Here is an 18,746-nt window from a genome sequence, read left to right as displayed (position 1 = left end):
GCAAGGTCGTGAATGCAAGGGTTTTCGTAGTTGGCTTATTACTCATGCTAACTGGTTGTGGCGGTCCAAGACAAGTTGATATAGAGTTTCAGAGATTTGCTCAGGTATCTTACTTTGTAGATGGAACTCGTTTGGTGGTTAACTCTAATTTGTTTTTTGAGCCTGATCGTGTAACATTACGCCCAGAAGCAGTGTTGGTACTAAGGTCGCTCTTCAGGCAGGTTCAAGAGGAGCCGTTTTCACGTATTGAGATTACTGCGCACTGTGATGATGCGCTAACGGGGCAAACAGCCAGTCAAATTACAAGTTATCAAGCAGAGATGGTTGCTGGTTACTTTTGGTTCAAAGGGGTAAGTCCAACACAAATTGAGTTCTCTGGCAAAGGGTTTTCTGAGTCGATTGCTTCTATGGATACTGCTCAGGGAATATACACCAATCAACGAATTGAGGTGAGGTTAACATGATAAGCCGTCAACTAAGATTTCTAGCTTTATTTTTATGCTGCAACCTGGTTCAGGCTCAAACAGATTCTGTAGATAGTTTTTTGACTTATGACCTGTTATATAACTTGGTTGTAACGGGTGATGTAAATGTTATTCTTGGAGAAAGCTCTAGTCCCAATGTGGTGGAGTATGATGAGGATGGTGCGAGTCTTACTTATGCAGATGGTGTGATGACGATTACATCTGTGCCTGGTGTGTCACAGTCAACGGTTGTTATCCGTTCAATTGATCAGTTTCGGTCTTTAAGCCGATTGATTGTAAGAGATGACTCTACCTTGGTTGCAAAAGACATTCGAGCAACTTCATTGTCTGTTGAAACAAAAACTTCTGGGAATATCAAGATTGAAGGGATTATGAATTTAAACCGTTTGATTATGGATAACTCTGGCGAGTCAGAAATATATTGGGTTAATTCTGATGAGCTAAATGTAGATATGAAGCGTGGTGATTTGGTTCTGGGTGGGCGAGTTGATCGCTTAACGTTACGGGCATCGGATGAGGCTCTACTAGATGCAACAGGGTTGATTTCTAATTCAACTTGGGTGGCTGCTTCAGGTGATGCTAATGTACAGGTGTTTCCACTAAAAACCTTGTATGCTTATTCAAAAGACAGCTCAATAGTCAACGTAAAGAATAAGCCAGATATGTATGTGCCAATTAACCAGAGTCCTTCTGTTATTGTATTGAACTACATAGATATGGAAAAGAGAAAGAATACGGTTTATTAATGCAACTTTATTCTTTTAGGCGCTGTCCATATGCGATTAGGGCACGGTGGGCGCTGAAACTTTGCGGAATCCCATTTCAGGTCTGTGAGGTTGACCTTAAGAACAAACCCAAAGAGCTATTATCACACTCTCCCAAAGGAACCGTTCCGGTTTTGATTCTTCCTGATGGTCAGGTTTTAGATGAAAGTATGGATGTTGTGCGCTGGGCCTTTAGTCAGGGGGTTCCTGAGGGTTGGGGTGATCTTGATTTCAAAGATCCAGAAGCCTGTGCTATTTTAGATAAATTACATCATACCTTTATTCCAAGCTTAAACCGATTTAAGTATGCTGTTCGTCACCAAGATGTAGATATAGAGCAGGAAAAAAGGTGTTTGCTTGAGTTCATGATGTTATTGGATCAGAATATAGAGCAGGGGCTGTGTGGCGCATTATCATGGATAGACATTGCGTGTTTACCATTTATTCGACAGGCTTATAAAGCGAATAATGAATGGTTTGATCAACAGTCTTGTGTACGCTTAAAAAAGTGGCTGGAGGATCTTACAGATACCGACACGTTTGTATGGGTGATGCGTAAAGATTAAACCCCCTTTATATCATAATCTGAGTCTTCAACTGCTGTCCCATATAGCCTAGAGCCATATATGATTTCGATAACCTGTTTAATATTTCCTGTTATTCTTTATCTATTAACACCTATCTTCTTAGATTAAAATACAGCTTTATATCAAACTTAGCGCCTTTAGTGCTGTAAAATACCTTATCTAGATAAGCAGCATTCATTCTTATTCATCGTTTCTATAGGGTATCTAAATAAATATAGCACGTTGGGTATTGAGTTAGGAAGTTCCTCAGAGGGGGTAGCTCTTGTAGACACAGATGCGTTTACCTAAGTGATGCGTCAATATTAAAGTGTTTAATAGTTATTTAATCTTGAGTATGTTGTTAGACTTTGGCAGTATAGCTTTACGTAAAGATTGAGCGTAGATGATAGAGAAGGAAATAAAGGACTATATAGAAAAGCAAAAAAAGGCTTTTTTTGAGCAAAAGAAGACTGGTAAGACAAAGATTGCTACAGTCCCTCAATGGCTGGTTGTAAAGGCTACGATAGCACCAACGTCTATAGCTATAAAAGCAGTAGAATATTTGTTGGTCAATATGGCAGTTCTTGAAAGAGGTATCCATGCAAACGCTATATTTAAAGCATGGTTAACGAGCCCACAAATTAAGCAAAGAGATGAGCTTTATCAGTTATTGGTCCTCCATATTGGTGCTTTAGATGATTTTCAGAAACTCATAAAAGGAAAAGATTTTACAGCTAAATTGTCTGTTTTAAGGTATTTGACTCAGTATGATTCTGAGGCGTCTTATAAAACTTTAATTGAGTGCTTAGTCGCATATATTGCTTCAGATATTTCCCTTGAGCTAAGCAGCTCTAATATTGGGCGATATTCCGTTAGTTTATTAAAGTATATTGAGGTTGATCCTACTACTTCTTTGTATTTGGATCGTGTTATCAAAGCGTTGGTGGAACATGCGCATTGGTCCAAGGATCGAAAAGCAGTGACTGAATTTATGGTGGCATTACACCGTACACTACTTAATAGTCCACATACTTCAAGTAAGCAGCTACTTAAGTGGATGAGTTTAGCAAAGATACGTTATGAAAAGCCATTGACTGTATCAGATGGGCATAAAAAACGCTCAATGATGCGGAGTTATGATCATTGGTGGTCTTATGCAGTTTCAGAGCAATGCGTTCAATCTCCAGGAATGATACTGCATATGCTCCATATTTTGGATGACTTGAATCATTTAATATCTGGGCAGCATTTATTGCTTGTATGGATCAAGTTGGGTTCGGTCAACGGTGTAAAGGCTTTACTCAAAGAGGCTAAAAAGCGTAAAACAGTTCTTTCTTTACAGGATGGATTGTATAGCTTTCACCTATCGTATGATGAGCCAAATGTAGCTAATTTAGATGCCTTTTTTGAACAGTGTGTTAGTGATGCACCTGCACTAAAGGATCAGTACGCAGCTATTTATTGTGCTTTGTGTCAGTTTTTTGAAGACAAAACAGACTTATATGAGGCGGTGGCGCCAAATGCTATGAGTCAACCAAAGCATCGGGTACAGCAACACTCGGCAGAGGCTGTTGAGCCTAAGGCTGATGCAGAGCCACGCACTACAGCATCAGCGGCTGGGGGCGGTTTCTTTAGGAGGGCTTTTTCAGCTGCGGGCACGGGTTCCGCCTTGTGGAGTAGAAGTGGCTCAAAAGCAAGATATGTTCGCTCTACATCAGGTAGATATTCAAGTGCTTCTTCGGACGAGGGCGGAGCACACCGCAAGAGTAGTGGTGGTTCAGCAGCGCCTGCTGGAAGCACTCCGGATAAAAAAAGGAAAAGAGATAAAGATAGCTTATCTGGCTTTATTGATGACTCTGATGTTACTACCACGCTAGCAAGAAAGAAAAAAAAGCAATCATTGTATTTGTCAGCTAATCCATTATGGCAGAGGGTGGATAAGGCCCCATCAGTTGTGTTTTTTAGAGGGGTGCATGGGGATAGACTACCTAAAACAACAGATTTAAAGGCACCATCGCTTCGTGGATCTGGTGCTTTATATGCATCTGAAGTAGAGAAAATACGTCAGTTATCTGAAACTGACGCTACTTTATTCCAGCAGACATACACGAATAATATAGATGGGTTTATGCGGCGTATTCAATCTAAAGATGGATTACAGGATGTTCGTCTTCAGGCGCACCCGTTTGTATCAACCAGTTTGGAGGTTGAACCTGCGATAAAGTATGCTTTGGGACAGAAATGGTCTGGTGCTTCAGGGCGTGATGCACGGTTACCCATTACTTATGGTGAAGATGGTTCTGTTTCTCATAAAGTCGTAGGACGTCTTTATGTCATAGTTGGCTCTGTAAATGATTTTATTAAAGTGGGTAACAACTGGCATCACGTACTAGCAATGTATGCGTCTGGAGCTGCATTTGATTATCGTATTGTGGGTGAATCAGAGGTTGCACATCTAGGAACTATTGATCAGAAGTATATTGCTGCAGAGTTAACGATGGAAATGCCCAGTTTCCATGCCGAGCATATGCCGGCTTCATATCAGAAAAAGTTTGGTATGAATGAGGAACAGTACATCCATTGGAAAAGGATGTGTTTGGCTAAAGACGTCGATCAATCTTTAGTAGTCGATCAAGTGATGAAGTGTGTGACACAGTCGGCTAAAGATCATGTGAATCAGTTGGTGTCGGCTATTGTTAAGATTCGGTATTATCCAGCGCTTAATAGTCGTAGATTGAGTCGTGAAACGCAATGGGTCACAGAGCCTAAATTAATCGCATTGAGTATGGCTAGAATGCTACATTTTGGACACGTAAGTCGAGCGCATATATCCGCTGTTGTGGAGAAGAAAGCATCATTGGATGCTTATACGCGTGCTTATTTAGCGGCTATTCGTGCTGGTCAGGTAACGGGTTCTTTTATTCAGTTTTTATGGCATTTGAGCCGACTATGCCTGGATAACTCTGGGGTTGGATATAGCCAGTATATTGCAAAAACATGGCCAGAAATAGCAAGAGTGCTGCCAATAATAAGCTCTTACCCAGAGATCGCTAATCAAGCAAAGCAATATCTACAAAGCTTATATTGTGACATCACAGATGAACAGTTGGCTTGGGCAAAGGATATCATCACAACCCAGCAGCCAATCAGTCATCTTAGCTTAAAACAAAGGCAAGTTTTGCGGCTGGCTATTGAGCAGTTTATGGATCAAGATGATATAGAGGTCAGTTTTTTGATGCGGTGCCAGCAGCTGCAGCAGATATTGGTACAACGATCAGTTGAGGGCGCTTCGAGTTCTTTAGCGCTACCTACAGTCCATCGTGTTGATGAAAGTCAGGTTGGTGCAGTCTTGGAAATGACGGGTGTAGATTTGAGCACACCACCGTCTTCTAGGAAAAAGCGTTTGCCGACGCTATCTGAAGAAGCAGAAGAACGATTACCTCTTACAGCATTGAACTACGCTAACTTTATAGAGCGAATAAAGCTAGGTGATGTAGTGTATGTCCAAAAATACTTGGCGAGTATTCAGCAAGAAGAGGCAGAACTGATTGAGTCTAAAGAGGCATCAGATCAAATAGCTAGACAGTTAACGCCTTATCTTGTGGGGAAATCAGTAGCGGTTTTGTCAGATTATGATCAGGTAAACCCTTTACATTATGCAGCAGGCTGGCATGATGTGGCGGCTGTTTCAAAGCATCATGAGCCTATTTTGACATTGTTGATGCAGTTTAAACTCTGTGGTCACCAGTATTCTGTCAGTGCAATATTGCCAAACGGCCAAAGGTTATTACATATGTTGGCAATTAATGGTTCGAGTAATACGATCAAATCAGTATTAGGTCGCTATGCTCAATTAAATGCAACCTATCAAGATGCATTAGGTAATACAGCAATTCATTTAGCAGCGAGCAAAGGTGATTTAGCATCAGTTATAGCATTATCCAAAGTTTCTGACTTTGCACTCAAGAATAAGGCCGGTGCTTTCCCGGTTGACTGTGCGCGCACCGCAGAGCACCAAGAGGTGGTTAATTATTTAGATCGGCTCCACAAGTTTGCAGGATGTTTGCATCGTGTGCTATTGGCAGGGTCTGGTATGGTTGGAAAAATTATATCAGTTGATACAAAACATTTAGAAGGTGCTCTTGATGCAATTATTACAGCTGATCTTCCGGATCAAAAATTAGCGTGTGCTGCTTATTGCACCAATCGTAGAGCCCCAGTTAAGCCATGGTTGGCTGATAATTACGAAAAAAATATCTCATTCCTAGCTTGTCAAGCGAACAAGAGACGACTTGTAAGACGGCTAATGCGAGTGGGGGTAGATATTAATGCAACACCTCACCGCTATAGTCGGCATAGTTTCCAGTTAGGCAGGCCTTTTTTTGTTGCGGTCAAAAGAGGCTACGTGAAATTAGTTAAACAGATGTTGGGGCTAGATTTTTCTCTGTTGTTTGCAACCAGCGGTGAGTTTGCTGAGAGTAAGGCTTTGCAGCAGAGTGCTGATATTATTAAGCATGTGGAGCGTTTAAAAAATTTAGAGATGAAGCAGGTTTGTTTGGCTTCTTACAGAGATAATAAATCAGATTATAAACCATTACATCCAGAATTACGCTCCAGGTTTGAGCTATGGAAATAGTATTTGTTCAAGCTGTCATTTAAAGGGTTATAGATAGGGGAGAGAGATGAGAAGTGAAACCAGAGAGGCATCTAAGAATGTGTTGGGCAGCCCATTACGTGCTTGTTGTCATAACCCACAAACAGGATATTTTAGAGATGGTTACTGCCGTGCTTCAGAGGGAGATATGGGTCGCCATATTGTCTGTGCAGAAATGACGGATGATTTTTTAGCTTTTACAAAAAGCCAAGGTAATGATTTATCAACGCCTAACCCTGATTATAACTTTCCAGGATTAAGAGCAGGTGATCGTTGGTGTTTGTGTGCAAGACGTTGGCAAGAAGCCTGGAAGCATAATAGGGCTCCTAAGGTAGTACTAGAAGCGTGTCATGAGTCTACGCTTGAGATCATACCTTTATCGGTGTTAAAACAATTTGCTATTCAAGCGATGAACTAAATGATGAATCATATTGGCTTTAACTTTGATACGACGTATATTCACTTATCTAATACTTTATTTACGTTTAATCATCCGGAGCAGGTTCGAAATCCTAGCTTAATTATAGTGAACCATGACCTGTCCAAGGATTTAGGCCTTGATTTATCGTCTTTGGATGATCAGGCATGTGCTGCTTTATTTGCAGGCACGCATCCACCAGAGGGTGTGGTATTTTTCTCACAAGCCTATTCAGGACACCAGTTTGGTTATTACAGTGTTCTAGGTGATGGACGAGCACATCTATGGGGTGAGCATCTTGACCCAGGCGGTAAACGATATGATATTCAATTTAAAGGATCAGGGCGTACACCTTATACACGAGGTGGGGATGGTAAAGCCGCATTATCTCCTATGTTGAGAGAGTATTTAATCTCAGAAGCTATGCATTACCTGGGGGTTGCAACAACGCGAAGCTTAGCTGTGGTATCAACATCAACTACTGTGATTCGCGATGAGCTTTTAGATGGGGCAATATTAACAAGGGTTGCTAGCTCACACATAAGAGTAGGCACCTTTGAGTATGCTAAAGAGCAAGGTATCTCGGTTTTGTCTGAGCTACTTGATTACACCGTTGCTCGGCATTTCCCCGAGCTAAGTCAGTCTGATAATAAGGCGCTAAAGCTGTTTGAAAGGGTGATGCATCAGCATATTGATCTGGTGGTTGATTGGATGCGTGTTGGCTTTATACACGGGGTGATGAACACCGATAATATGGCCATATGTGGAGAAACGATTGACTATGGTCCGTGTGCTTTTATGGATGCCTATCATTTAAAAACAGTCTTTAGTTCAATTGATACTGAAGGGCGGTATGCTTATGGGCATCAGCCAAAGATTGTGAAGTGGAATTTAGCAGTATTTGCTTCTAGCTTGCTTCCTTTGGTAGACCCAGATCGAGTAAAGGCTGTTCAGTTGGTTACAAATATATTGGATCAATTTGAGGGTGCTTACGATAAGAAATGGGTAGGCATGATGAGAAAAAAGCTGGGATTGTCGGGGGAGCAGCAAGGTGATAAAGGATTAATTTTAGATCTTTTGACTTGGATGCAGAAAAACGGTGTGGATTACACGCATACATTTTTAGGCTTAAGTGAGGGGAGGAAGCCCAGCGGTGTTATTTATCAGGATGAAGGATTCTCTGAGTGGTATACGCATTGGACAACTAGGCTCGCTTTGAATAAGATTTCAGAAAAAGAGTCTTTGAACTTAATGAGGTCTGTGAATCCTGCTATTATTCCTAGGAATGCAAAAGTAGAGTTTGCGCTATCAGCGGCGATAGAAGGAGACTTTGCACCCTTTAATCATTTATTGGCGTTATTAAAAGACCCATATAATAACCGATCAGAGCTAGGACCCTATCAAGATCCACCACCAGACAGTTATGGTTATCAAACTTTTTGTGGTACTTGAAAACTATTGCTCTTCAGTTCTTAAAGTTAAAATTTCCACCCCATCGTGAGTCACCAATAATGTATGCTCCCACTGAGCTGATAAAGACTTATCCTTGGTGACGACGGTCCACTCATCATTTAAAATTTTAATATGACGTTTACCCAAGTTAATCATAGGCTCAATGGTAAAGGTCATGCCTTCTCTAAGAATGAAGGACTTAAGATCTGGGTCCCCATAGTGAAGGACTTGAAAGTTTTTTTCGTGGAAATCACGGCCAATGCCATGTCCACAAAATTCATGCACAGAGCTACAATAGTTCTTTTTAGCATATTGCTCAATGGCATAACCAATCTCATACAGTGAAACACCTGGCTTGACTCGATTAATACCAACGTGCATACACTCCTGTGCTACCTTACATAATCGTATGGCATGTGCTGGACACTGACCAATTAAAAACATTTTACTGGTATCTCCATGCCAACCATCTTTGATAACGGTAATATCAATATTAATAATATCACCATTTTTTAATTTTTTATCATCAGGTATTCCATGGCAAACGACGTGATTCACTGAAGTACAGATTGATTTTGGAAATCCTTTGTAATTAAGTGGAGCAGGGATACAATTAAGTGTGTTGGTAATGTAGTCATGCGCTAGATCATTAAGAGCTGAGGTTGAGATTCCTGCTTGTACATGAGGTGTTAAATAGTCTAGTACTTGAGCCGCAGCACGTCCTGCTTGGCGCATCTTTTCAATTTCTGACTGGCTTTTAATTAAATGATCGGTATTCACAGTAATGCATTTTTTAAACAGTTTGATTCTATCGGATCTAGGGTTATATAACAATGGATGGTGATAAATTAAAAAAGCCTCCAGCGGGAGGCTTTCTTATCGATATAGACAATTAGGTGTATAACTGAATCACATTGTCTGCTTGGTTAACTGTTGTTTGGTTAATCGTTATTTCACTATGCTGATCATTTGAAGGTTTGTCATCATCCTTCAGTGACTCACAGAGGTCACTTATTGCTTGAATGTCTTCATCAGTGAGTTTGATTGATTTAACAATACTGAGTGTGAAAGATGTGTGGTCAGTATTGTGATTTGAGAGAACCACCAGCTACTCAAGCTAAGGCAGCCTCGAAAGTTAGTGTTTCACTCACTTCATATCTCGTACCCAATTCTACGCCGTAATAGTTGTAGGGGTATCAGCTCCAAAAGATGGATAGTACACATCAATCTCCTGATCAAGAAATACATGCGTGCTGTGAAACCCGATTTTGTAGGCTAGATAACTGTCTTCATCAGCTTTGGTTAAAAGACCCATACCGATTTGACATGGGTATCTGTTGGTATAGATTTAAAGTTAAAGTAGATGCTTTGATCTGTTTCGCCAATTTCTCCAGTCACACTCAACCCTATGCCCATCTTTATTTGTGTCAGAGTAATTGTTAAAATTACCCTCTACAGAGTTATGAAGATCTAGACTGGCCTCGATTCAAACAGCGATCGAAAGGTTTGAAATAAATGCAAGTAAAATTAATATGTTTTTGTTCATTTTGTTCCCTGCTTTTTTATTAAAGTAGCTTATGTGAGTGAATTGTCAAGATATTATATTTTTGTCTTATTAATGCCCCCTCCCTAGGAGGCTTGATTATACAATTCGCTAAGAAGTATTTTAGCCATCAAATGGTATTGACATAACAGCACCGAATGAGATATTTGAAATTTCCAAATAGTCATGAGTATCGCCAATATTCATTTTGTCAAAAGCGAAAAGTAACTTTATTATGTAAGGAATCACTTTGGTCGTACCTTAAATAAAGCTCTGCACCCAGTGTGCGCCCCCATTTTTGATCTAGAAAATAGGTGTATAAATAAGTATGTACCTCTGCTTTATAGAATAACGTGCTGTTAGCGTCAGTTTTGAACTAACTCCAGCACTTGCTTGCGGTTATATATATACCACCTGCATTTGGAATAGTATATTCAGCATTGACATACTCCTTTATCTTTTCCGAGATATTGTGCGTTAGTCCCCAACCTAATACAGTGTTGTTTGAGCTACTAGCAAATGTCTCTTCGGCTAATGGTAAGCCGTAACAGCAACTTTGAACATGTACTGAAGTCTTTAAGTCGATTGCATAGGACATGCATTCTACTAGTGGTATATTTTATACTTTTTATATGTTTACAATGTTTTATCTATATGCGGTTATCAATAATGTGTGCTTAGTTTATATTAGGCGGGATTGTAAGGCTGTATTTTAAAGAAGGCTTGTAGTGAGTGTATTGATCTGTATGTCTTTACTTTTTAAATTAAGTATGACTAGTGTGGGAGATTTGATCTGAGGGTTGGTTTTGTACTTGATGATCTTATTGAGTCTTGGATGGCAAGAGATGAAGCTATTGCTTGCGCTATTGTGAGAAATTTCTTACATGCGATTTGCATAAAAAGTACTGATTTCGGAGTTATTTGCTTATTTTCTGTGTGTGGTTAATTTTTTTAGCCTTTCGCTTTTTTGATTTGCACCTGTTTATTATAGCTTTTTTTTAACAGTGTGGTTGAAAATGAAGAAATCTTAAGGTTCAGAAATTAGCTTTTTTTAATTTATTATACAGATTGAATATTAATTATAGATTAATGAATTTAAGAAATTTTGTAATTTTTTATGGCCTCAAGTGCGGTAAATAAATCACCACTAAAACCATAGTCAGCTACCTTGAAAATAGGGGCTTGTGGATTTTTATCAATAGCAATAATGATTTTTGAATCACGCATGCCTGATAAGTGTTGAATGGCACCAGAAATTCCAAAGCAAAGATAGATCTTTGGTGCGATGATGCGGCCGGTTTGGCCGACTTGGTGATCATTGCTGATATAGCCAGCATCAACGGCAGCTCTGGATGCACCAACTCCAGCATTATTGTGTTTCGCCAGTTCGATGATTTGTTGGAAATTCTCTTTTGAGCCTAGTCCTCGTCCTCCTGAGATGACGATGTCTGCAAGGGAGGGATCACTGGTGTCTTGGAGAAGGGGTGCTTTGATCTGAGTCGGTGGATTGCTTTCGTAGGTGCCTATCGATTGGATCTTGGGTTGAGTTTTTCGGTCACTGGGCTCAAAATAAATGCCTCTCAGGGTCATAATCAGTTGCTCCCCGTGATGGGTTATGGTTTCTAGTGCTTCTCCAGCATAGATGGGACGTGTGAATTGATTCTGGCTATTGATTTGGCAGATATCACTTAACATGGGGAGACGTTGTTGTCCACAGTAATATGGGAGGAAGTCTTTTCCATGTGTATCTGCATGCGCTAAAATATGGGTATACGCTGAATGTTTTTGGATTAGGTTGGCGATTGTTTTATTAGAAGCATACGCTAACTCTTCATGATGATAATGGTAGAGTGTATCAACACCGAGTATGTGTTTAATGTCGGGTTGTGGTCCGATATAGAGTAAATCAATTTGATCTGATAACTGCTCTGCGGCTTTAATCAAAGCAGGTAATAGAGATAGGGGTTGTTGACTGGTATGTACAATTAATGTGTTCATTTTAGTAGCCCCGCTGATTTTAATTGATCAATAAAGGTGTCTAAGTTATCAGTAGGCGTGCAGCCTTTTTTGGGTATAGGCGTAGATACTTTTTCAGTTGTGATTAATGAGGATTGCTCAATCTTGGGGTCAAACGAGGTTAGTGGTTTCTTTTTAGCGGCAAGTAATTTAGGCAGTGCAATAAACCTAGGGGTATTGAGTCTGAGGTCACAGGAGATGATGCAGGGTTTTGAAAGCGTAACGGTTTGAATACCAATATCGGTTTCACGGTCTACTTCAATCTCGTTGTCTTTGATTCGGATATCTGAGGCGAAGGTGGCGCAGGACCAATCAAGCATGCCAGCAAGCATGGATGGAATTTGGCTGTGGTCACCATCAATACCCAGTTTACCCATGATAATGATATCAGGGGTATGTTCTTTTACATACGCTTCAATCATCAAACATTTTAAAAAGGGATCAGAGCAGGATTGCTCAATATGAACTGCTTGGTCAGCCCCCATAGCGAGGGCTTGTTGTAATACCGATGTGTTTTGTCCAATATTAAGTGCAGTGGTATGGGTGATTTGACCTTGCTCTTGTCTTTGAATGCATGCTTCTAATGCGATGGCATCAAATGGATTCATAGACATTTGAACACCCTCGGTGATAACACCGGATTCATCGGGTTTGACATTGACTTTAACTTGGTAGTCAATGGTTTCTTTTACGGTAACCAAAGCTTTCATGGTTTTCCTCCATTAGTGATGTTCAAATCATTATTTATTCGTTACACTTGTAGCATAGTTTGAAATTAATTCCGAAATATTTTATCCATGGAACGGTTAGATGTAGATGTAGTGATTGTTGGGGCTGGACCAGCTGGTTTAGCGGCTGCAATTCGTTTAAAACAAAGAAACCCTAATTTAGACATTTTAGTATTGGAAAAAGGGCGTTCGGTGGGTAACCATGTTTTATCTGGTGCTGTGATCAATCCTCAGGCTTTAGACGTGCTATTACCTAAGTGGCGGGATGAGTATGAATCGGTTACGCCAGTTAGTGAGGAGCGTTTGTATTATACAACCCGTAAGCGTGCATGGTCTTTACCTCATTTTCCTGGGGCCAGTCAAAAGGGCGGGGTGGTGATTTCATTATCACAATTAACTCGGTATTTAGCACAACAAGCAGAGCAACTCGGGGTATCTATATTATCAGGGTATGTTGGTGACCGGGTCTTACTGGATCAAGCGCGTGTTGTGGGTATTCAAACCGGAGCAAAAGGGGTTGATGAGCAAGGGGGTGCTGATGACCCTGGGGTTATGATCCATGCTAAGCATACCATGGTTGCAGAGGGTGCACGGGGTTTATTGAGTCGTTGGTTAATTGATCACTATCAGTTGGCGAACCAGCCACAGACTTATGGGTTGGGGGTTAAAGAAGTTTGGCAGGTGGATCCTGAAGTATTTCAGCCGGGGTTGGTGATTCATGCGTTAGGTTGGCCAGTCCCCTCAGATGCCTATGGCGGTGGCTTTATTTATCATGGATTGGATCATCGGGTAATGGTTGGTATGATTGTGGGGTTGGACGCACCCAATCCAACGATGAATCCATTTTCTTATTTACAAGCGTTTAAACATCATCCTAAGTGGCGGCATTATTTCTTAAATGGTAAGCCAGTTGCTTATGGGGCACGGGTTATAAATGAGGGTGGGTATCAGTCTATTCCTAAGTGTGAATTCCCAGGGGGTGTCCTTATTGGTTGTGCGGGTGGATTTGTTAATATTGCAAAAATTAAGGGGGTGCATGCGGCTATTTATTCTGGGATAGAGGCTGCTGAGGCATACTTAAAAAAAGAATCCTTTGATGAGAACTTTAAGCAGCATCCGGTGGTATTGGACTTATACCGTTGTCGAAATGTACGGCCTTGGTTTCAGTATGGGCGTTTTATTGGCATTATGGGCTCGGGGATGGATCAGTTTTTATTCCGGGGTTTAATTCCATATACGCTGACGCATCAACCCGATCACTTAAGTATAAAGCAAAAAGGCTTTAAGGTTGAGCCTGTGCATCAGCCAGATGGGAAAATTAGTTTTGATTTATTAACATTACTACAATACTCAAATACCCATCATAGAGAGGGTCAAGTGCCTCATATAACGCTAAAGAAACCGGATATAGCTGTTGATATCAATCAAGAGATTTATACCTATTTCTGTCCTGCCAATGTTTATGAGATACCCGAGGGTATGAATCATTTACAGATTAACAGTAGTAACTGTATTCATTGTAAAGCCTGTACCATTCGAGACCCTGCTCAGAACATAAAATGGGTGCATCCTGAGGGTGGTGGTGGCCCTAATTATACAGAAACATAATAAAATCTGACAAAGTAATATTCTTGTTTATAACGTTCCATAGTTAATTATGGAGAAGGTTATGCCTGTTGATGAAAGCTTGAATCGACTATGGGGTGCTATTGTCGGTGGGGAGGAGGATTCTGAAGTATTAGAGAAGTTGAAAGAGGTAGGATCTGATGATATAAGTGCAGCAAAAGAAGAAGGTAAGGGTTTAAATTTATTGCATCTAGCGGCAATCAAAGGTTACGATAGTTCTGTTATTGATGCGCTCAAAGATGCAGGTGTTGATATTAATGCTACGGATTCATCGGGTTTGACCCCACTACACCAAGCATCTTATAATGGTAATTTTAAGAGTGTTCAAGCGCTCATAGCTAAAGGTGCTGACATTGCTAGCAGTGAAAATGTACAAAGAGATACGCCGCTTCATGCGGTAGCTAAAGCCGCGGCTAAAGGGAATGAGAGTGAATTAGGTGATCTCAAAGCTATTGCGAATCTGCTGGTAAAGTATGGTGCTAATAAAGATGTCAAGAATGGTGGTGATAAAACAGCAGATGATATACTGCAGGATGCGGGTATCACTGATTTTTTTGGGCCCATATATGCTGAACCAATTTCTGGGGCTGGGGGTAGCATGACTACAAGAAGTGCAATGGCGCAAACAGAAGCATCAGCACAATCAGTAGGAGGGCGCGTTCCTAACCCATTGTATGAACCATATGAGCCGGGGGCTGAGGATAGAATGACTACAAATAGTCCATGGGAAACATACAAAACAGGCGCTTCTACATCAAGTAAGAATAAAAGGCGCTGGAAAGATGCTATGGCACTTGTGCCAGAACCAATATTAGTTGGTGCGCTAGAAGGTTTGAACCCTAATCGAGAAAAACCATTGACTAGAGCGCTCTTAAAGCAGGTTAAAAATATTGCAAATAAGTGGAATACTAGTCCTCCTTTTGTAAAACGCAACTGTAACTCAAGTGTTGAGCTATATGCTGCGGTTAATAAGTTGATTAAAGCAAGTAAAAACCCGATTAAAGTTACTCTAACAAAAAATAAAGAGAATCAGGTGGATCACTTGGAGAAAGCAATAGCTGCAGTAGAGAATAGTAACATTAACATATCGGAACAGGATAAAGATACACTGTATCCAATTCCAATGGAAGTAGATATATCTGTAGTCCATGATGGACATAAACATCAAGGGCTGAAGGCGATGAAAGCATTGCTAGAGCGTCTCCAAAATGTACAAATAGACTCAACCCAGGTCCATGCAGGTGGTGGCCCAGCCTCTGATGCTCCTGAGACTCGAGATGGAGGAGTAGAACCAAGCCCAATGCCGACATATGAGAATGTTAAAACCTTTATCCCTGTGTGTAAGGATGGAGGGAGCGCTCGGGATGCACTTCAGGTTGTACAGAATGCTGCTCAAGATAGGCAAAGAACACGATCACATTCTACGCCAGAAAGGGTTAATGCTAATGACGATAACTTAGTAAGACTTCAAGCAGGTTCTAATCCCTAAGTTGAGGGATCAAAAGTACACCTGCTATTGATGTATTAAATATACATTAATAACTTGACTTATTTGGCTATCTAAGGCTAAATTAATATATTTACGCACAAGGATGAGTGTGAGCCTGATTGAGTTTGATCGTGTCCATCTAGAGATTGGAGGACGAGTTTTAGTAAACCAATTTGATTTCTCGATGGAAGAAGGGGAACACGTTGGTCTAATTGGCCCTAGTGGTGCTGGAAAAACAACTTTTATTAATCTATTCCTCGGCTTGTTAAAGCCAACGTCAGGAACGGTTCGACTCTTTGGAAAAGATGTTTCGGAACTTAATGATCATACCTTAGAACTCATGCGCATGGAAATGGGAATGATGTTCCAAACCAATGCACTCTTTCCAGAATGGACCGTATATGAGAACATTGCATTTCCAGTTAGATATCATTTTAGAGTACCAGAGCCTGTACTAAAGCAGTTGGTATTAATGAAGCTGGATGCCGTAGGCCTAAGAGGTGCACAACACTTAATGCCCAGTGAGCTTTCTGGTGGGATGGCTAGAAGAGTAGCGCTAGCAAGAGCTATGGTATTGGACCCTAAATTCTTAATTTACGATGAGCCATTTACCGGTCAAGATCCAGTGACTAAAAGTACATTAAAAGATTTAATGAAGCAGGTACATAGTCGCTTTGAAGTGAGCTCTTTAATGGTATCTCATGATATTAGAGATTTAAGTGAGGTTGTGGATAAAATGATTGTGATTCGCTCAGGTCGTATCATTGCCTCAGGTGCTACTGATGAGATTATGAACTCCAAAGATGATGATGTGCGTAATTTCATTTTAGGAACAGGGAAAACAGTGCAATCACTGAGCAAACGTTCATTAACTGAAGATATTTTGGAGTCTGGTGGTGCATAAACTGTTTGATCGTTGTGTGCGTATGGGGGAGGCAGTAGCCATGCTCTTTAGCGTTCTTTATGCATTTCCTAGAAGAAGAGAGCATTTTAAAACGATTGTTCAGCATATCTATTTTTATGGTAATAAAACCATGATGATTGTTATCGTAGCGGGTGCTTTTATCGGTATGGTTATCTCCTTACAAGGGTATACCTCATTAGTACGTTTTGGTGCTGAGTCAGAAATAGGTGGGTTAACAGCTTACTCTATTTATCGGGAATTAGGACCTGTGGTAACCTCACTGCTATTTATTGGACGAGTAGGGTCGTTACTGGCTTCTGAAATGAGTATGATGAATATCAATCAACAATTTACCTGTCTTAAAATGTTAGCAATTAATGCTTATCAGTTGGTTTTATTCCCAAGGTTTCTAGCTATCGTTATTTCAGTGCCTTTATTAACCATAGTATTTTGCTTGAGTGCAGTACTGAGTTCTTTAATGGTGTGTAAATTTGCGTTAGCTGTTTCAACCGGTATATTTTGGAACTCACTTGAGTACTACACGTTGTTTACAGTTGATGTCATGCATGGGTTTTGGAAGTCACTCGCATTTGGTTTTGTGATTGCTTGGGTTGCAATTTATCAGGGAATGAGTGCTGTTCCAAATCGTTCTGGAATGGCTAAGGCAACAACATCAACGGTTGTGTCTGCATCATTATTGATTTTGGGGATTGATTACGTCATCACCGCACTATTTGGGAGTATGTTATGAAAGAAAATCGTTTATTAAATGCAGGGGTTGGCGCATTTGTATTGCTCGCTGCTGTATCTATGATGTTTCTCGCTTTCTTTGCATCTACGCCAGATTGGCGGGGTTATGATGGTTATACGGTATACGCAAAGTTTGATGAGGCAGCAGGACTGCGTGCTCGAGCGCCCATTAGGATTGCTGGGGTTAGGATTGGTGAAGTCGAGTCTGTGGAGCTTACGCCTTCATACCAAGCTAAAGTTGCGTTAAGGATTGATTCTAAATCTACAGAGCTACCACTGGATACAACGGCTCATATCTTTACTGAAGGACTATTAGGTGTGAGATATGTTGCTATATTCCCTGGATATGATGAAAGTACGTTGAAACATGATGATGAAATACTACAAACAAACTCTGGTTTTGTGCTTGAGAATTTGATTGCACAATTTTTGATCAATCTAGGTAGCGAGAGTTTAAATAAAGGGTCAAGTGATGAGTAGGCTTTACTTTTTAGCACCTGTCTTTTTAGCAACACTCAGTGTGTGTGCACCTGCGGATCCAGTTGCTTGTGTGGAGCCTGTTGCTGTTGTTGAAGAGATGGCTCAGGAGCTACAGACTCGATTGGGTGCTGTTTGCAAAGAAGCTGACATATCAGAAATTAAGCAGCTGATAAAAGAGATTGTCATCCCTCATGTGGACGTAACGTTTATTGTTAAGCAAGTTCTCGGTCGTAAGTACTGGTATGATGCAACCAAAGAGGAGCATCAAAAAATAGAAGAATTGATGGAAGATTTGATGGTGAATCAATATGCAGTTGCATTTAATTGCCGATTTTTATCGGGTGATGTAACGTTCCATCCATTGCGCGATGATATTAGTAAGTATCTCCGAGTGTCCTCAACGGTTTCTTTATCTGATCAAGAGTCTTATAGCATGAAGTATGCGCTACGCTGTACAGATAATAAAGAATGGCGCTTATATGATTTTATTTTTAACGGATTTAGTCTAGGTCAAACGTATCGCTCACAGTTTAGTCAAATATTAAAGTCAGGTGGTGCACAGGGTTTGATTCAGTTTTTAGAAAAAGAGCTGTCTGATGATTGAGCTATCGGTCTTAAATGATGACTTAATTGTAAAAAATGTTAGAAATACATTTATAGAGGGTCTTTCTGTATTAAAACATGCAAAAGGGTCAAGCAAAAAAGTAGTCATTGATTGTACACAAGTCAAGAAAATAGATTCTACAGGTCTTGCAGTTTTGTGCGCATGGTGGCAGTATGCTTCAGGTGATGGAATATCATGTCACTTTGAGTGTAATGACTTGGTTCAGGAAGTAATAGACCAGAATAAGATTGAGCTTCCTTGATCCTT

General features: G+C 40.5%; 17 protein-coding genes. 13 read left to right on the top strand and 4 right to left on the bottom strand.

Annotated elements, in window-relative coordinates; all coding sequences use genetic code 11:
- Positions 1–8 precede the first annotated feature (8 nt).
- From MMH89_RS04455 to MMH89_RS04430, 6 genes are all read left to right on the top strand, one after another.
- Positions 9–464 carry an OmpA family protein gene (locus MMH89_RS04455; protein WP_258568248.1) on the top strand — a complete coding sequence of 152 codons (456 nt, stop codon included), beginning with the start codon at positions 9–11 and terminating at the stop codon, positions 462–464.
- Positions 461–1,231 carry a GIN domain-containing protein gene (locus MMH89_RS04450; protein ID WP_258568247.1) on the top strand — a complete coding sequence of 257 codons (771 nt, stop codon included), beginning with the start codon at positions 461–463 and terminating at the stop codon, positions 1,229–1,231. Before MMH89_RS04455 ends, MMH89_RS04450 begins: the two co-directional genes overlap by 4 nt.
- A complete protein-coding gene (locus tag MMH89_RS04445; protein ID WP_258568246.1) occupies positions 1,231–1,815 on the top strand; it encodes a glutathione S-transferase N-terminal domain-containing protein in 585 nt (194 codons plus the stop codon). Before MMH89_RS04450 ends, MMH89_RS04445 begins: the two co-directional genes overlap by 1 nt.
- 403 nt (positions 1,816–2,218) lie before the next feature.
- Positions 2,219–6,451, top strand: coding sequence for an ankyrin repeat domain-containing protein (locus tag MMH89_RS04440; RefSeq protein WP_258568245.1), 4,233 nt, complete (start codon positions 2,219–2,221; stop codon positions 6,449–6,451).
- 46 nt (positions 6,452–6,497) lie between these two features.
- Positions 6,498–6,887, top strand: coding sequence for a DUF2237 family protein (locus MMH89_RS04435; RefSeq protein ID WP_258568244.1), 390 nt, complete (start codon positions 6,498–6,500; stop codon positions 6,885–6,887).
- A 3-nt stretch (positions 6,888–6,890) separates the two neighbouring features.
- On the top strand, positions 6,891–8,339 hold the full coding sequence (locus MMH89_RS04430) for a protein adenylyltransferase SelO (RefSeq protein ID WP_425491989.1): 1,449 nt from the start codon (positions 6,891–6,893) through the stop codon (positions 8,337–8,339).
- A gap of 3 nt (positions 8,340–8,342) precedes the next feature.
- Here the strand turns inward: MMH89_RS04430 and map are convergent, their stop codons facing one another.
- The 4 genes from map to MMH89_RS04410 all read right to left on the bottom strand — a co-directional run bounded on the left by map (position 8,343) and on the right by MMH89_RS04410 (position 12,608).
- Positions 8,343–9,074 (bottom strand): type I methionyl aminopeptidase, encoded by a 732-nt coding sequence (gene map / locus MMH89_RS04425; RefSeq protein ID WP_425491988.1) that lies wholly within the window; start codon positions 9,072–9,074, stop codon positions 8,343–8,345.
- A gap of 157 nt (positions 9,075–9,231) precedes the next feature.
- Complete coding sequence (locus MMH89_RS04420; RefSeq protein WP_258568241.1) at positions 9,232–9,444, bottom strand: hypothetical protein; 213 nt, start codon at positions 9,442–9,444, stop codon at positions 9,232–9,234.
- Between the two features lie 1,533 nt (positions 9,445–10,977).
- Entirely contained in the window at positions 10,978–11,880 is a 903-nt protein-coding gene (locus MMH89_RS04415) for an electron transfer flavoprotein subunit alpha/FixB family protein (protein WP_258568240.1), read from the bottom strand.
- A complete protein-coding gene (locus tag MMH89_RS04410; RefSeq protein WP_258568239.1) occupies positions 11,877–12,608 on the bottom strand; it encodes an electron transfer flavoprotein subunit beta/FixA family protein in 732 nt (243 codons plus the stop codon). Before MMH89_RS04410 ends, MMH89_RS04415 begins: the two co-directional genes overlap by 4 nt.
- 87 nt (positions 12,609–12,695) lie before the next feature.
- On the opposite strand from MMH89_RS04410, the gene MMH89_RS04405 reads away from it, so the two are divergent.
- From MMH89_RS04405 to MMH89_RS04375, 7 genes are all read left to right on the top strand, one after another.
- The gene (locus MMH89_RS04405; RefSeq protein ID WP_258568238.1) at positions 12,696–14,234 is read left to right on the top strand and encodes an electron transfer flavoprotein-ubiquinone oxidoreductase; all 1,539 of its coding nucleotides are present in this window, start codon (positions 12,696–12,698) and stop codon (positions 14,232–14,234) included.
- Positions 14,235–14,295: 61 nt separating this feature from the next.
- Positions 14,296–15,741 (top strand): ankyrin repeat domain-containing protein, encoded by a 1,446-nt coding sequence (locus tag MMH89_RS04400; protein WP_258568237.1) that lies wholly within the window; start codon positions 14,296–14,298, stop codon positions 15,739–15,741.
- A 103-nt stretch (positions 15,742–15,844) separates the two neighbouring features.
- A complete protein-coding gene (locus tag MMH89_RS04395; protein ID WP_258568236.1) occupies positions 15,845–16,645 on the top strand; it encodes an ABC transporter ATP-binding protein in 801 nt (266 codons plus the stop codon).
- Positions 16,638–17,396 (top strand): MlaE family lipid ABC transporter permease subunit, encoded by a 759-nt coding sequence (locus tag MMH89_RS04390; RefSeq protein WP_258568235.1) that lies wholly within the window; start codon positions 16,638–16,640, stop codon positions 17,394–17,396. Before MMH89_RS04395 ends, MMH89_RS04390 begins: the two co-directional genes overlap by 8 nt.
- Positions 17,393–17,875 carry an outer membrane lipid asymmetry maintenance protein MlaD gene (gene mlaD, locus MMH89_RS04385; protein ID WP_258568234.1) on the top strand — a complete coding sequence of 161 codons (483 nt, stop codon included), beginning with the start codon at positions 17,393–17,395 and terminating at the stop codon, positions 17,873–17,875. The genes MMH89_RS04390 and mlaD overlap by 4 nt, the downstream gene beginning before the upstream one ends.
- Positions 17,868–18,479 carry an MlaC/ttg2D family ABC transporter substrate-binding protein gene (locus MMH89_RS04380; RefSeq protein ID WP_258568233.1) on the top strand — a complete coding sequence of 204 codons (612 nt, stop codon included), beginning with the start codon at positions 17,868–17,870 and terminating at the stop codon, positions 18,477–18,479. The genes mlaD and MMH89_RS04380 overlap by 8 nt, the downstream gene beginning before the upstream one ends.
- Complete coding sequence (locus MMH89_RS04375) at positions 18,472–18,741, top strand: STAS domain-containing protein (RefSeq protein WP_258568232.1); 270 nt, start codon at positions 18,472–18,474, stop codon at positions 18,739–18,741. Before MMH89_RS04380 ends, MMH89_RS04375 begins: the two co-directional genes overlap by 8 nt.
- Positions 18,742–18,746 lie beyond the last annotated feature (5 nt).

The sequence above is a fragment of the Candidatus Comchoanobacter bicostacola genome (assembly GCF_024172705.1).
Lineage (GTDB): Bacteria > Pseudomonadota > Gammaproteobacteria > Comchoanobacterales > Comchoanobacteraceae > Comchoanobacter > Comchoanobacter bicostacola.
Note: the sequence above shows the minus strand (reverse complement) of the source record. Positions and strands in the feature narration are given on the sequence as shown.